This window comes from Variovorax sp. YR750, from assembly GCF_900109805.1.
Classification (GTDB): Bacteria; Pseudomonadota; Gammaproteobacteria; order Burkholderiales; family Burkholderiaceae_C; genus Variovorax; species Variovorax gossypii.
This window is the reverse complement of the sequence record NZ_FOBJ01000011.1, coordinates 14730-28358: the sequence shown is the minus strand read 5'-3', so window position 1 is coordinate 28358 and position 13629 is coordinate 14730. Positions and strand designations below refer to the sequence as shown.

General features: G+C 70.4%; 13 protein-coding genes. 6 read left to right on the top strand and 7 right to left on the bottom strand.

Going from position 1 to position 13629, the window contains the following annotated elements; all coding sequences use genetic code 11:
- Positions 1 to 14 precede the first annotated feature (14 nt).
- Genes BMY35_RS21955 through BMY35_RS21945 form a run of 3 tightly spaced genes read right to left on the bottom strand, consistent with a single transcriptional unit; the run spans position 15 to position 5052 of the window.
- Positions 15 to 1310 carry an MFS transporter gene (locus BMY35_RS21955; RefSeq protein WP_093203686.1) on the bottom strand — a complete coding sequence of 432 codons (1296 nt, stop codon included), beginning with the start codon at positions 1308 to 1310 and terminating at the stop codon, positions 15 to 17.
- Positions 1307 to 3646, bottom strand: coding sequence for a LamG domain-containing protein (locus BMY35_RS21950; RefSeq protein WP_093203683.1), 2340 nt, complete (start codon positions 3644 to 3646; stop codon positions 1307 to 1309). The genes BMY35_RS21955 and BMY35_RS21950 overlap by 4 nt, the downstream gene beginning before the upstream one ends.
- Positions 3643 to 5052 carry an aminotransferase family protein gene (locus BMY35_RS21945; RefSeq protein ID WP_093203681.1) on the bottom strand — a complete coding sequence of 470 codons (1410 nt, stop codon included), beginning with the start codon at positions 5050 to 5052 and terminating at the stop codon, positions 3643 to 3645. The genes BMY35_RS21950 and BMY35_RS21945 overlap by 4 nt, the downstream gene beginning before the upstream one ends.
- A 104-nt stretch (positions 5053 to 5156) precedes the next feature.
- Between BMY35_RS21945 and BMY35_RS21940 the strand changes: the two genes are divergently transcribed.
- Entirely contained in the window at positions 5157 to 6074 is a 918-nt protein-coding gene (locus BMY35_RS21940; RefSeq protein WP_093203678.1) for a LysR family transcriptional regulator, read from the top strand.
- A 7-nt stretch (positions 6075 to 6081) separates the two neighbouring features.
- Here BMY35_RS21940 and BMY35_RS21935 read toward each other — a convergent pair whose 3' ends face one another.
- Positions 6082 to 7785: a M14 family zinc carboxypeptidase gene (locus BMY35_RS21935; RefSeq protein ID WP_093203676.1), complete on the bottom strand. Its 1704-nt coding sequence runs from the start codon at positions 7783 to 7785 to the stop codon at positions 6082 to 6084.
- Between the two features lie 105 nt (positions 7786 to 7890).
- Between BMY35_RS21935 and BMY35_RS21930 the strand changes: the two genes are divergently transcribed.
- The 5 genes from BMY35_RS21930 (at position 7891) to BMY35_RS21910 (ending at position 10571) form a co-directional block, all read left to right on the top strand.
- Positions 7891 to 8604, top strand: coding sequence for a YebC/PmpR family DNA-binding transcriptional regulator (locus tag BMY35_RS21930; RefSeq protein WP_093203673.1), 714 nt, complete (start codon positions 7891 to 7893; stop codon positions 8602 to 8604).
- Between the two features lie 9 nt (positions 8605 to 8613).
- Positions 8614 to 8919 (top strand): zinc finger Ran-binding domain-containing protein, encoded by a 306-nt coding sequence (locus BMY35_RS21925; protein WP_143080713.1) that lies wholly within the window; start codon positions 8614 to 8616, stop codon positions 8917 to 8919.
- A gap of 29 nt (positions 8920 to 8948) precedes the next feature.
- On the top strand, positions 8949 to 9377 hold the full coding sequence (locus BMY35_RS21920) for a GFA family protein (RefSeq protein ID WP_093203667.1): 429 nt from the start codon (positions 8949 to 8951) through the stop codon (positions 9375 to 9377).
- 139 nt (positions 9378 to 9516) lie between these two features.
- Positions 9517 to 10215, top strand: a complete 699-nt coding sequence (locus BMY35_RS21915; RefSeq protein ID WP_093203664.1) for an HAD-IA family hydrolase — start codon at positions 9517 to 9519, stop codon at positions 10213 to 10215.
- 2 nt (positions 10216 to 10217) lie between these two features.
- Positions 10218 to 10571, top strand: coding sequence for a cupin domain-containing protein (locus tag BMY35_RS21910; protein WP_093203661.1), 354 nt, complete (start codon positions 10218 to 10220; stop codon positions 10569 to 10571).
- Between the two features lie 114 nt (positions 10572 to 10685).
- Here the strand turns inward: BMY35_RS21910 and BMY35_RS21905 are convergent, their stop codons facing one another.
- Genes BMY35_RS21905 through BMY35_RS21895 form a run of 3 tightly spaced genes read right to left on the bottom strand, consistent with a single transcriptional unit; the run spans position 10686 to position 13623 of the window.
- Positions 10686 to 11846: an NAD(P)/FAD-dependent oxidoreductase gene (locus BMY35_RS21905; protein WP_093203658.1), complete on the bottom strand. Its 1161-nt coding sequence runs from the start codon at positions 11844 to 11846 to the stop codon at positions 10686 to 10688.
- Positions 11843 to 13246 carry an FAD/NAD(P)-dependent oxidoreductase gene (locus tag BMY35_RS21900; RefSeq protein ID WP_093203656.1) on the bottom strand — a complete coding sequence of 468 codons (1404 nt, stop codon included), beginning with the start codon at positions 13244 to 13246 and terminating at the stop codon, positions 11843 to 11845. The genes BMY35_RS21905 and BMY35_RS21900 overlap by 4 nt, the downstream gene beginning before the upstream one ends.
- Complete coding sequence (locus BMY35_RS21895; protein WP_093203653.1) at positions 13243 to 13623, bottom strand: (2Fe-2S)-binding protein; 381 nt, start codon at positions 13621 to 13623, stop codon at positions 13243 to 13245. The genes BMY35_RS21900 and BMY35_RS21895 overlap by 4 nt, the downstream gene beginning before the upstream one ends.
- Between the last annotated feature and the right edge of the window lie 6 nt (positions 13624 to 13629).

The window sequence follows — 13629 nt, the reverse complement described above, 5'->3', positions numbered from 1 at the left end:
AAAAAACTGCTATTTCATTTCACGCCGTAGCCGCGCGCCGCCCGCAGCGCGATCAGGCTCACCACCACGCCGAAGCCCACGTAGAACGCCGGCGCGATCTTGCTGCCCGTGGCCGTAATGAGCCAGGCGCTGATGAAGGGCGCGAAGCCGCCGAAGATCGCCACGCCGAAGCTGTAGCTCACCGAGAGCCCCGTGCCGCGCGTGGCCGCCGGGAACAGCTCCGACATCGCCGCCGAGATCGGACCCCAGTAGGCGGAAGCCACCACGCCCATCGCCGTGAGCGCCAGCATCAGCGCCGGCACCGAGGGATGGTTCACCAGCAGGTAGAACAGCGGCACGATCATCACCAGCATGACCAGCGCCGCGGCACGCATCACGGGAATGCGCCCCACGCGGTCCGACATGCTGCCGAACAGCGGCACCAGCGCGAACTGCAGCACGCCGAACCAGAAGGTGCCGGCGAAGGCCATCGACGGCGGCAGGCCCAGCTGGCGCACCGCGAAGGTGGGCATGAAGAGCCCCGTGTAGGCCACGATGGTCGCGAGGATGATGAGCCCCATCGCCGCCAGCGTGCGCCCGCGCTGGTCCACCAGCGTGGTGCGCACCGGCGTGGCTTCCTGCGCGGCGCGCTTGAACTCCACGCCTTCGTCGAGGTGGCGGCGGATGTACAGGCCTGCCGGTCCGATCAACAAGCCGAAGAAGAACGGAATGCGCCAGCCCCACGACAGCAGCTGCTCGGGCGTGAGCAGCGCGTTGAGCCCCATGCCGAAGCCCGCCGCCAGGAAGGTGGTGATGCCCTGGCTCGCGAACTGCCAGCTCGAGAAGAAGCCGCGCCGGCGCGGGTCCTGCTCGGCCAGCAGCGCGGTGGCACTGCCGAACTCGCCGCCCGCCGCGAAGCCCTGCAGCAGCCGCGCGAGGATCACGAGCCCCGGCGCCCACAGCCCGATCTGCGAGAAGGTCGGAGCCACCGCGATCAGCAGCGTGCCGCACAGCATCAGCGCCATCGACAGCGTCAGCGCGTTCTTGCGCCCGCGCGCGTCGGCATACGCGCCCAGCACCAGCGAGCCGACCGGGCGCATCACGAAGGTCACGCCGAAGGTGCCCAGCGTGATGAGCAGCGACACGGTGTCGTTCTCGGCCGGGAAGAACAGCTTGGAGATGGTCACGGCCAGAAAGCCGTAGATCACGATCTCGAACCACTCCAGCGCGTTGCCGATAGAGATGGCCGTGATGACCCGCAGCGTGCTCTGCCGGGAGGCCGGCTCGGCGGGTTCTGAAAGGTCGGCGGTGCGTGGGGCGAGTGTGCTCATGGTGCTGCGTGCTCCAGGGGTGGTTGAACTGCAAGGTCCGCGCCAGTCGCGGGCCAGACGCCGAAGTGATGCAGCACGTTGCGCAGCAGCCCTTCGAAACAGGGGTCGGCGCCGAGCACCCAGCTCGCGCCGACGGCGCCTGCGTTGAATACGCGGCCGCCTTGCGGGCGCTCCCAATAGATCATCTCGGCCGACAGCCCGCCCAGCGAATCGGTCGGCTGCGAGTAGTAGTCGAGGTACGCGTCGAGCCGCCCGGGGCGCTGCCTGCGCCCCTCGGCGATGACCTGGATGCCACGCTGCGGCTCGGGCAGGCTCTCTCCGGCGGGCAGCCTGCGCGTCATGCGGTTCAGCGTCGCGACGCTCAGGTCCCACTCGTGGCCGATGGCGCGCGGCAGGCCGCCGCCCGGCGCGTGACCGAAGGTGGAGCCGTCTTCGAGCCCCAGCGGGTGCGGCTGCGTGAACAGGAAGTGCTTCGGCTGCGTCGCGTGGTACACGCCGAAGTCGTCGCCGTCGGCGAAGGCCCAGCCCGCCGATTCCAGCCCGATGAGCTCCGCGCAGGAACGCCCGGCCTGCCTGAACTGGCCGCCGCGCGCCCAGTCCTGCGAGTGGTACTGCTCGCCGTAGGGGCCGGCGGGCGGGCGCAGCTCCACCGATTCCGCGCCGTCCTCGTCGCCCGGCCCGCGCACCTTGCGCTGCTCCATCACCGTGCATTCCTCGTCGTAGCTCACGCGCAGGTACATGGTGTTGCCCGACAGCACGATGGCGGTGCCGCCGCCCGACAGGTAGTCGTCGAGCCCGTCGCAGGCTGGCTGCGACCAGTATTCGCTGTGGCCGTTGATGAACACCGTCTCGTAGGCCTTCAACAGGCCCGGGTCGCGGTGCAGGTCGAGATCGCTCACCACGTCGTAGTCGTAACCGCAGCGCTCCAGCCACACGTGCAGGCGACGCTCCAGCCGGGTCCACTGGCTGAAGCCTGCATCGGCGGGGTCGTACAGCGCGTTCGGGCTGGCGTTGGGCCAGGGCATGCGCAGGCCCACCTGGTAGGTGGGCTGGCCACCGCGGTGGTAGGTGTAGCTGCAGAAGGCCGGCGCCTCGGGGTGGCTGTTCTCCAGGCCCGCCGAGCGGCGCGGCCACACCGGGTCGCTCGCGGTGTTCTTCGCGAAGGGCGTGGCGGCGTAGGCCAGCCAGCTGTTGGTGGCACACAGCACCAGCACCGGCGCGGGAGCCCGTTGCGCGGCGCGGCGCACGATGAACGCGATGTCGTACTCGGCGGGCCTGCCGTCGAGCAGGAAGCGCACGCGCCCCACGTACACGCCGGATTTCGCGTCCGCCGGAATGCGCCATGCGTGGCTCTCGGGCCAGCGGCAGTCGTAGAGATCGTCGCTCGCCAGGCGCAGGCCGTGGCCGCGCGTGGGGTCGGCCAGCGGGTCGTAGCCGTCGTCGGAAAACTCGTTCACGCGCGCCGGTTCGAAGGCCGGGCCGACGATCATCCAGGTGCCGTGGTTGACGATGCGGCCGGTGCGCTGGTGGCCGCTGGCATCGGCCACCACGTCGCCGCGCTCCTCGCGCAGCGGCCAGCAGGCGAGCACGGTGCGTCCGCGCGGCGTACGCAGGCCGCGGTCGGAGAAGCGCGCCTTCACCTCATCGGCCTCCAGCGCATGGGAGTAGATCGCCGGCATGACGATGTCGCCCTCGAGGAATGCATCCGCCAGGCCGTCGATGCCGCTGCCGCCCAGGCGCAGCGGCGCCCTGCCCGGCTGCACCACGCCGTCGAAACGGCCGCGCGCAACTGCCTCGCCGTCGATCCACAGCACCGTCTCGCACCCGTCCCAGGTGGCGACGATGTGATGCCAGCGCTTCGGCACCAGCGAGCCGCCCGCGAGCTCGCCTTCCGGGCGGAAGGCGCCGCCGTCGCCCAGATGGAACACCGCGCGGCCCGCCTCGTCGACGAAGAGGCCGTAGCCGCAGGCGGCGGGCAGGTCGAACTGCCCGATCACGCTCTGGCGCGCGCCCACGCTCCATACCTGCACCCAGCACTCCAGCGTGAGCGCGCGCAACGGATGACCGAGGCCGCGCTCCACCAGCACATAGGAGCCCGGGTGGATCGGATGCACGCGCGCGGGCGAAGGCTCGAAGGCGTGCAGCACCGTGTCGGCCGCGCGGCCCTCGGTGTCGGGGCCGAGCCGGCACACGGAGAACGTGTAGGGCACGTCGCTGCTGAGGTGGAAGCGCACCACCTCGCCGGCGGCCACGCTCTTGCGGTCGGTGTAGCCGTGCACGCCGGGCACGCGCAGGCTGCGGTGGGGCGGAAGGATCTTCTGCTGTTGCATCGTCATGCCGCGGTGGCCAGGCCCTTGGCCGCGATCTCGTCGGCCAGGTCGTGCAGCGAGCGTTCGAGCAGGTCCGCCAGTTCGTCGATCTCGGCCGGCGTGATGGTCAGCGGCGGCGTGATCATCTGGAAGTCGCCGAAGGCGCCCAGGTTGGCGCGCCGGTTGTACAGCGCGATGCCGTGCTTCAGCCCGTGCTCGGTGAGCCGCGCCGGCGCGTTGAAGCTTGCCGGCAGCTGCCGCTTCGTCGCCTTGTCGGCCACGATCTCGATGGCGGTGAAGAGGCCCTTGCCGCGCACGTCGCCCACGATGGGCGAGCGCGCCGCCACTTCGCGCAGGCGCGCCATCAGCAGCTCGCCCATGTCGCGCGCACGGGTCACGAGGTCTTGCGCGATCACCTCGCCGAGCACCGCGTTCGCCACCGCGCACGACAGCGGGTTGGTGAAGTAGGTGTGGCCGTGCACGAAGCCGCCGCTGCCCGCGACCGCGTCGACGATGCGGTCGGGCGCCAGCAGCGCGCCCAGCGGCGTGTAGCCCGCCGCCAGCCCCTTGGCCAGCGTGACCAGGTCGGGCCGCGCGCCGGCCCAGTGGTGCGCCGCGAGAAAGGCGCCGGTGCGGCCCGCGCCGCTCATGATCTCGTCGTAGATCAGCAGCACGCCGTGGCGGTCGCAGATCTGGCGCACGCGCTCGAAATACACGGCGGGCGCCACCGCCGCGCCGGTCGACAGCCCGCCGATCGGCTCCATGATGAAGGCCAGCACCGTGTCGGCGCCCTCGCGCACGATGGTGGTCTCCAGCTCGTCGGCGCAGGCCAGCGCGTGGCTCTCGGCGGTGTGGCCGGCGGGCACGCGGTACGACAGCGGTGCGCTCACCTTCGGCATCTCGCGCACCATCGGCCCGTAGATCGACTGGGTGTGCGCATCGCCCGTCACCGCCAGTGCGCCGAGCGTGGAGCCGTGGTAGCTCGGGTTGCGCGAGATCACCTTCACACGCCGCGACTGGCCCGTGACCACCGCGTATTGCCGCGCCAGCTTGATCGCCGACTCGTTGGCTTCCGAGCCGCCCGAGACGAAGAAGGCACGGTCGAAGCCCTCGCCCGCCAGCGCGCAGACGCGGTCGGCCAGCCCGATGCTCTGCTCGCTCTCGAAGAAGCGCGGATAGGCGAAGGTGACGCGCGCCGCCTGCTCCTGCATGGCCGCCAACACGCGCGGATTGCCGTGGCCGATGTTGGCGACCACCGCGCCGGCGGTCGCGTCGAGGAAGCGGCGGCAGCCCGTGTCCCAGAGGTAGATGCCCTCGCCGTGCGCGATGCGCGGCGGCCGTGGCGTGCCCTTGGCGGCATAGAAGCCGAGCACGGAGCCGCCCTTGGGCGTGTCTCCCACGGTGCGGGGGGTGTCTTCGATCGAGGCGCTCATCGGGAAATATCCATTCATCGCAGGTCTTGAACGGCCACGACGATAGGCAGAGCCCGCCGCCACGGGTAGACGTATGGGCCGATGAAGTGCTATACGTCTGGCGCATGAAGAACACCCACGACCGGCTCGACCTGCTGCACACCTTCATCCGCATCGGCGAGAGCGGATCGCTCAGCAAGGCGGCGCGCCTGCTCGACACCACGCAGCCCACCGTGAGCCGCCGCCTGCTCGAACTGGAACGGCTGCTGGGCTGCAAGCTGGCGATCCGCAACACCGCGAACTTCTCGCTCACCGACGAAGGCCGCTCGCTGCTGGCCGAGGCGCACGACCTCACCGACCGCTGGTCGGGCCTGTCGCAGCGGCTTCAGGGCGGGCAGAGCCGGCCCGAGGGCACGCTGCGCGTGATCGGCCCATCCGGCTACGGCACCGGCTTCCTCACCGACGCGGTGACCGACCTGCGCGCTGCGCATCCGCAGCTGCGCGTGGAGCTCACGCTGACCGACCGCGTGGTCGATCTCGCGGCCTCCGGCGCCGAATGCTGGGTGTGCGTGGGCGAGGTGCGCGACCCCGGCCTCGTCTGCCGCACGGTGGGCCGCATGGAGCGCGTGCTGATCGCCACGCCCGAGCTGCTGAAGCGCACCGGCCCCGTCACGCTGGCGCGGCTGCCGCAGCTGCCGTGCGTGGGCCTGATCCCGTACGTGACGGGCAACGTGCGGCTCATCAACCGCGCGGGCCGCTCGCGCATCGTGCCGCTGGACACGCCCATCCGTACCGACAGCCTGCTCGCGAGCTACCGCGCGATCCTCAACGGCGCGGGCATCGGCGCCGCAGCGCCATGGATGTGCCACGAGGACATGCAGGCCGGCCGCCTGAAGCGCGTGCTTCCCAACTGGTGGCTGGAGCCCATCGGCGTGCACGTCGCGCTGCCGCCGGGGCTGTACCGGCCGGCACGGGTCACGGCCTTCGTCGAGGCGCTGCGGCAGCGCATGCATGCGCTGCCGGGGTTCAGGCCGGCGGCGTGAGCCGCAACTACATCAGCGCGACCACCGGATAGCGCCGCCACCCTGGCTCCGCGTGGCGCCGGCCGTGCGCGAAGATGAAGCCCAGCACCGCCTTCTGGTCGCCCAGCTTCTCCGGGTTCTCCGCCTTCCACTGCTCGAACAGGCGTTTCAGCTCGGGTTCGTCTTCCAGCATGCGCAGCGCCGTGTCCTCGAAGACGTAGGGCGAGAAGTTCTCCTTCTTCTCGAGCACGCTGTTGAAGAAGCCCCAGCGGAAGAAGCTGTCGTGGGCCTGCGGCTCCAGCGTCTCGACCGCGTAGCGGGCACGGGGCTGGTCCAGCGGAACCAGCACGTCGCCCGCGCGCGCCTGGAAGGGCTCGGTGCCTTCGGCAAGCGCCACCTCGTCGTGGAACATGTGGCCTTCGTAGGCGTTCGCGCGGGAGGTCACGCTGCGGATGCGGTACACGCGCGCCGCCTCGAAGAGCCTGTCTTCGTCGAGCCGCTTCAGCTCCACTCCGTTCCACTCCAGCCGCTCGATCGCTTCTCTCCATGCCCGGGGCACGAGGTAGGCCCTTGGCGCCGCGGCCGTCTCTCCCTCGATGCAGCGGTCGAAATGCACGATGTCCTTCTCCCACGGCTGGCTGCGGTCATAGGCCAGGCGCTCGTAGCTGCCCAGCAGGCTGGGCTTGCGGACCGCGCGATAGCCCTTGAAGCGAAGGCCGGCGGGCCGGCTGCGGTCGTTGCGCCAGGTCAGCGGCCAGCGGGCCTGCCGTGCGGCCCCGGCCTTCGCCTCGCGGCGCAGCTGCTGGATGCGCTGCGCATTCGCGATGCTGAAGTCGAGCACCGTCTCGACCAGCGCCCGCATCGAAGCCACGCGGTCGGCGAAGGGCTTGAGCATGTGGGTCTCGGGCATGAAGCCGATGGTGTGGTGCAGCGCGGCATAGCCGGTGGAAAAGCGCGGCGTGTCGAGGAAGTCCTCGATGCCGTCGTCGGGCGTCTCGGCCAGCAGATTCATGTACGGGCAGGTGGGCCAGCCGCGTTGCGACATGCCGCCGTAGATCGCGGGCAGCATGCTCTCGCGCAGGAAGGCGCCGAGCCCGCCGCCCAGCTTGTCGGGCTGGGTCGGGATCAGCGTCATGGTGTAGCTGTAGTCGGCGCCGTTGGAGGTGTGGGTGTCGACCATCACGTCCGGGTCCCACGCGGTGAAGAAGCGGTTGAAGACCTGCGCCGCGAGGCTGTCGCACTTGATGAAGTCGCGGTTCAGGTCCAGGTGCCTCCCGTTGCCGCGGAAGCCGAAGGACTCGGGGCCGAGCTGGTTCACGCGCGAGGTGTTCTGCCGGTCGATGCAGCCGTCCACGTTGTAGACCGGGATGAAGAGGAACACCGTGCGGCCCAGCGCGGCCAGCTTCTCGGGCTGCGTGCAGAAGTCGCGCACCAGCGCCATGCAGGTGTCGATGCCCTCGGGCTCGCCGGGATGGATGCCGTTGTTGTTGAAGAACACCGGACGCCCCTGCCGCGCGAGCGTTTCGCGGTCGAACACGCCGTCGGCGGTGACCACGCCGGCATGAAGGGGAACGCCGGTGTCCGAGACACCGATCTCGCCCCAGCGCAGCACGCCGGGGAAGTCTCTGGCCAGCCGCTCGTAGAAGGCGATGCATTCGGCCCAGGTAGCGGTCTGGTTGCCGTTGCCGGCTTCGAACGGCGTGACGTAGGAAGTGTCTTGTGGAGCGGTCATGGGAAGAAGGCTACAGTAGTCGCCCCTCCCGGTCATCCAGCCCTTCTTTCTTCAAAAGAGCCAGACAAGGCCGCAAGCAATACATATTCATTCAAGGAAACGCACATGGGCGCCCAATGGAAAGCCAAACACAAGGACATCGCGGCCAACGCCAAGGGCCGGCTGTTCGGCAAGCTCGTCAAGGAAATCGTGGTGGCCGCGCGCAACGGCGCCGACCCGGCCTCCAACGCGCGCCTGCGGCTGGTGGTGGAGCAGGCCCGCAAGGTCTCGATGCCCAAGGACACGCTCGACCGCGCCATCAAGAAGGGCGCCGGCCTCACGGGCGAGTCCGTGCACTACGAGCACGTGATCTACGAGGGCTTCGCGCCGCATCGCGTGGCCGTGATGGTCGAATGCCTCACCGACAACGTGAACCGCACCGCGCCTGAAATGCGCGTGCTGTTCCGCAAGGGCCAACTGGGCACGTCGGGCTCGGTGTCGTGGGACTTCGACCACGTCGGCATGATCGAGGCCGAACCCGCGAAGCCCGACGCCGACCCCGAAGTGGCCGCCATCGAGGCCGGCGCGCAAGACTTCGAGCCGGCCGGCGAAGACCACCCCGCCGTCTTCCTCACCGACCCCACCGACCTCGACCTCGTGAGCCGCGCCCTGCCCGCCCAGGGCTTCACCGTGCTGTCGGCCAAGCTGGGCTACAAGCCGAAGAACCCCGTCGATCCGGCGAGCCTGAGCGCCGAGGCACTGGAAGAAGTCGAGAACTTCCTCGCGGCCATCGACGCGAACGACGACGTGCAGAACGTGTTCGTGGGACTGGCGGGCTGAGGTACCGTCGTGCAATGTCCTGTCTGCAACAACCTCAACGCGGCGACCGACGTGCGCTGCTTTCAGTGCAACACCACACTGATCCATGAAACCGCGGGTCACTCCGAGGGCTACAGGAAGACGACGCAGGAGCTGGATGCCCGCGTGTACAGCGGTGTCGGCGCGTTCTTCGGGTTCTGCCTCGTTGCGGTCTTCCTGAAGTTCATCCTGCCCGGCGTGACGCTCGATGATCGGGAGATCTACCTCGCCGCGGCAGTGGGTGCCGGGATTGGCGGCTTCATCGGTCGTGCATTCCTGCGCGCGAGGTTTAAGTAAGCCGTTCGTCGGCGCAGAGGAAAGCACCTGTGGCAGCAGCCGAAGAACCTGGCACACGCGCACTCGCCGGCAGGTGCCTGTGCGGCGCCGTTCACTACGAGGTGGCGGATGAATTCGTCTACTCGCTGAACTGCCACTGCCAGGACTGCCGGCGCGCGACCGGCTCGGCCTTCAAGCCCTTCGCGGGCATCGAGCGCGGCAAGTTCTCCATCACGCAGGGAAAGGACGGGCTCGCGATCTACGGCAAGCCCGATGCGGGCGACCTGCACTGCGCGAAGTGCGGCTCGCTGCTGTGCTCCGTGGTGCGCGACGGGCAGTTCGTGCATGTCACGCTGGGCACCCTGGTCGATGCCCCCTCCATCCGGCCGAGCGCGCACATCTTCGTGGGCTCGAAGGCGCCGTGGTTCACGATCACGGACGACCTGCCGCAGCACGAGGGCCACGCCGGCGGGAGCTGAGCGCGCCGCGCAAGAAGATGCCGGCCCGCGGCCGACAACCGCATCCTGTGCCGCGAGGCGGCCCCAGTTCGGGACGCGCATCCGGACAGCGCACCTATGCTCGATGAAGCCATTTCCACTTCATCCCTGGAGCGTTTCCATGTCCCTGCAAGATTTCAAGGTCCTCACCTTCGACGTCGTCGGCACGCTGATCGACTTCGAGGGCGGCATGCTCGCCTACCTGCGCAGCGTGGCGCCCGATGCCAAGGTGAGCGACGACGACTTCCTCGCCGCCTACCGGCGCGCACGCGCCGACGGCAATGCCGGCTGGTATCCGGACGACCTCGAGCGCTGCTGGCACGCCGTGGCCCCCGCGCTGGGCCTGCCCGACACCGACGCCGTCGCTCGCGGGCTGCGCGACTCGGTCTCGCAATGGCCGGCCTTCCCCGATTCGGTGGAAGCGCTCAAGCGCCTGGGCAAGCGCTTCAAGCTGGTGACGATGACCAACGCGCAGGCCTGGGCGCTCGCGCACTTCGACAAGACCCTGGGCTCGCCCTTCGACATGCTGCTGAGCTGCGACGACGCGCTGTGCGAGAAGCCCGACGCGCGCTACTTCGCCTATGCACGCGGCCGCTTCGAAGGCGCCTGGGGCTTCAAGCAGGCCGACAACCTGCACGTGGCGCAGAGCCAGTACCACGACATCGGCATCTCCAGGCAGCTGGGCATCACCACCTGCTGGATCGAGCGCCGGCATGCGCAGAAGGGCTCGGGCGGCACCATCGAGTCGAAGCACACCGTACCCGACTACCACTTCCACACGCTGGCCGAACTGGCCGACGCGGTAGAGGCGGAGCGCTGAGCATGACGGGCATCACCATCCTTCGCCAGTCGGCCACCATCGGCGGCCTGCAGGACCAGGGCACGCCCGCGCGCCCCCTGAGCCAGCCGCCCTGCAGGCTCAGCGGCATCGACGTCGAGCTCGCCGGCGCGGGCGACAACAAGAGCGGCATCTGGCAGTGCGAGCCCGGCCGCTTCGAGCGCCAGCTCGCCAACGCCGAGGTCATGCACATCATCGCGGGCGCCTGCACCTTCACGCCCACCGGCGGCGAGGCGCTGCAGATCCGCGCGGGCGACACGCTGTTCTTTCCTGCGCACACCACCGGCGAGTGGCATGTGCACGAAACCCTGCGCAAGGTCTTCGTCGTGATGGCATAGGGCTCACGCCCAGGCCTGCTCGCTTCGTGCAGCCGCCAGCCCTTTTGCAGGGGGCCATGCCGGCGGCCCGGCAAAGCCGGTTCCACGGTATGCCTGGAAGGGTGCCCCTCGAACTCAGGCCGCCTGCTTCGTCAGTTCGCTCGCGAACCGGCCGATGGAAAAGCTCTCGATCGGCGTCGAGGTCCGGCCGGTGGCGATCAGCTCGGCCATCGTCTCGCCCACGCCGGGGCTGATCGCGAAGCCCTCGCCGTTGAAGCCGAAGGCGTAGTGCAGGCCCGGCACGCGCGCGCTCGGGCCCATCACGGGCTGCCAGTCCGCCGTGTAGCCCTCGATGCCGCTCCACACGCGGATCAGCTGCACGTGCGCGAAGGCCGGCACGAAGCGGCGCAGCTCGCGCATCTGGCGCAGCACGTTGTCGGGCTTCACGTAGGCGCGGATGTGCTCCGCATGCGCCGGGCCCTTGAGCCCACCGCCGAAGACGATGTTGCCGCGCGCGATCTGCCTGAAGTACAGCCCCTCGTGCTCGATGGGCGACGAGATGCCGACGGACGGCCCGATGGCATAGGGCAGCGGCTCGGTCACGCCCATCTGCGGCCCGCGCGCTTCCATCGGTACGCCTTCGCCGAACTGCCCGGCCATGCGGTTCGACCATGCGCCGCAGGCCACGAAAAGCTGTGCCGCGCGATAGCGCCTGCCGTCCGCCGTGTGGGCGACGAAGCCCGCGCCGTCGCGCTCCACGTGCATCACCTCGGCGTGCTCGACGATGTTCGCGCCGGCACGCCGAGCCGCGCGCGCGAAGGCCGGCCCGGCCAGGCGCGGATTGGCATGGCCGTCGTTCGGCGAGAGCGAGCCCGCCACGATGCCGGGCGCGAAGATGCCCCAGCGCCTGGCGAGGCCGGCCGCGTCGAACAGTTCGAGATCGAGGCCCAGCGGCTTCACGTCCCTCGCGTGCTGTTCAAGCACCGCCGCCTGCTTCTCGGTGTAGCAGACGCGCAGGTGGCCATAGGGCACGAACTCAAGGTCTTCGCCCAGCAGTTCCTTCACGCGTCCCCAGACGGCGCGCGCGCGGTTGGCCAGCGGCATCTGCGCCAGCGCGCGGCCCTGCCGGCGCACGTTGCCGAAGTTGGTGCCGCTGGCCTGGCGGCCCACGAGCTCGCGCTCGAGCAGCGTGACCGACAGGCCATGCTGGCGGCGCAGGAAGAAGGCGGCGGTGGTGCCCATGAGGCCGCCGCCCAGCACCAGCACGTCGGTGTCGGTTGTCGTCGTGTCGCTCATGCCTGCACCTCGCGCGTATCCATCATCAGCGGCTTGACCGGAGCCTGCGAGCGCAACCGCCCCACGAGCTCGACCGGCACGCCGCTGGCCTGCGCCACGATCTCGGCCGACGCATGGCCGCAGAAGCGACCCTGGCAGCGCCCCATGCCGACGCGGCTGAAGGCCTTGGCGCGGTTGACTTCGCGGCTGTCCATCTCGTCGACGCAGCGGCGCAGCTCACCGGCCGTCACGGCCTCGCAGCGGCACACGATGGCGTCGTCGGGCAGCGACGCGACCTGCGCGTGCGGCCAGGGAAAGGCGCGCGCCAGGCCCTGGCGGAAGCGGTCCATCTGCGCCAGCGTGCGGCGCAGCGCGGCTGATTCGGCGTCGTAGAGGGCGCGGCCCCGCGCATGGCCCAGGTCCGAGAGCGCCGCGAGCGCGGCCAGCCGGCCTGCCGCCTCGGCGCCGTCGGCACCGAGGATGCGAACGCCGTCGCCGGCAAGGTACACGCCTTGGGTGCTGCTGCGGCCGTCGGCATCGATGCGCGGCAGCCACTGGCGGCTCGCCGGCTCGAATTCGAATTCGCAGCGCGCGAGGTCGGCCAGCTGAGTCTCCGCTCGCAGATGCCAGCCGAGCCCGACGGCGTCGCACTCGAAGCGGCGTTCGCCCCCGTCGGCATCGCGCACCGCCACGGCCTGCACGCCCAGGCTGTCGTCGCCCTCGATGCGCAGCGGCACGACCCCCTGCAGCACCGGCACGCCCGCGCGGCGCAGGCCGCGGATCAGCCCGAGCCCGCGCAGCGCGAGGCGCGGCCGCGCGAGCAATCCCGCCACCGCTCCCCAGGGCTTGGAGGCCGGGGCGGTGTCGAGCACCGCCGCCACCTTGGCGCCGGCCTGCGCGTACTGCGAGGCCACGAGGTACAGCAGCGGTCCGCTGCCCATGAAGACCACGCGCGAGCCGATCGCGCAGGCCTGCGCCTTCAGCGCGATCTGCGAGGCACCCAGGCTGTAGCAGCCGGCGCGGTGCCAGCCCGCCACCGGCATCAGGCGGTCGGTGGCGCCGCTGCACACCAGCAGCGCGTCGAAGGGCAGCGCCTGCGGCTCGCCGGCATGCACCACGTGCAACTCGCCCGCGCTCACGTTCCAGGCGAGCGTGTCGCCGCGGTAGTCGATGCGCTCGCGCAGCGCGTCGAAGTCGCCGTGCAGCGCCTGCGCCTTCGCGGCCTCGGTGCCGTAGAGCTTGGCATAGGGGCGCTTGAAGCCTTCGGGCTGGCGCCGGTAGATCTGGCCGCCGTCGCGCCGGCCTTCGTCGACCACGACGGGCCGCACGCCGGCCTGCACCAGCGCCTGCGCGGCGCGCACGCCGGCGGGGCCGGTGCCGACCACGACGATGCGCGGCGAGAGAACGACTTCGGCGTTCATGCCCCTGCCTCCGTGGCATGCCGTGCGAGCGACTGCCTCAGGTCCGGCGTGGCGGGCCAGTGCTGCGCCGGCGGACGGGTCAGCACGGACATGCCCTCCTCCACCGCCGTGGAGCAGGCGCGCAGGCGCTCTCCGGCCGGCGTCCACACCCAGCAGTCCTGGCAGGCGCCCATCAGGCAGAAGCCGGCGCGCGAACCGTCGCCGAACTCGCTGTCTCGCACGCGCCGTCCGTTGCTCAGCAGGGCCACCAGCAGCGTGTCGCCGGCCAGCGCGGTGCGGGCTTCGCCGTCGATGTGCAGGGTCAGCGCGGGCCGGTCGGTTTCCGCGAGCCGCACGAAGCGGGCCGGCGGGTGGAAGCGAGGCGTGGATTCGGGCATGGAGAA

Bases quoted from the DNA above. Each gene is read 5' to 3' on its own strand.
- BMY35_RS21945 (WP_093203681.1), bottom strand. From the start codon at position 5,052: ATGAGCGCCTCGATCGAAGACACCCCCCGCACCGTGGGAGACACGCCC.
- BMY35_RS21895 (WP_093203653.1), bottom strand. From the start codon at position 13,623: ATGCCCGAATCCACGCCTCGCTTCCACCCGCCGGCCCGCTTCGTGCGG.
- BMY35_RS21950 (WP_093203683.1), bottom strand. From the start codon at position 3,646: ATGACGATGCAACAGCAGAAGATCCTTCCGCCCCACCGCAGCCTGCGC.
- BMY35_RS21955 (WP_093203686.1), bottom strand. From the start codon at position 1,310: ATGAGCACACTCGCCCCACGCACCGCCGACCTTTCAGAACCCGCCGAG.
- BMY35_RS21940 (WP_093203678.1), top strand. From the start codon at position 5,157: ATGAAGAACACCCACGACCGGCTCGACCTGCTGCACACCTTCATCCGC.
- BMY35_RS21930 (WP_093203673.1), top strand. From the start codon at position 7,891: ATGGGCGCCCAATGGAAAGCCAAACACAAGGACATCGCGGCCAACGCC.
- BMY35_RS21900 (WP_093203656.1), bottom strand. From the start codon at position 13,246: ATGAACGCCGAAGTCGTTCTCTCGCCGCGCATCGTCGTGGTCGGCACC.
- BMY35_RS21915 (WP_093203664.1), top strand. From the start codon at position 9,517: ATGTCCCTGCAAGATTTCAAGGTCCTCACCTTCGACGTCGTCGGCACG.
- BMY35_RS21905 (WP_093203658.1), bottom strand. From the start codon at position 11,846: ATGAGCGACACGACGACAACCGACACCGACGTGCTGGTGCTGGGCGGC.
- BMY35_RS21935 (WP_093203676.1), bottom strand. From the start codon at position 7,785: ATGACCGCTCCACAAGACACTTCCTACGTCACGCCGTTCGAAGCCGGC.
- BMY35_RS21910 (WP_093203661.1), top strand. From the start codon at position 10,218: ATGACGGGCATCACCATCCTTCGCCAGTCGGCCACCATCGGCGGCCTG.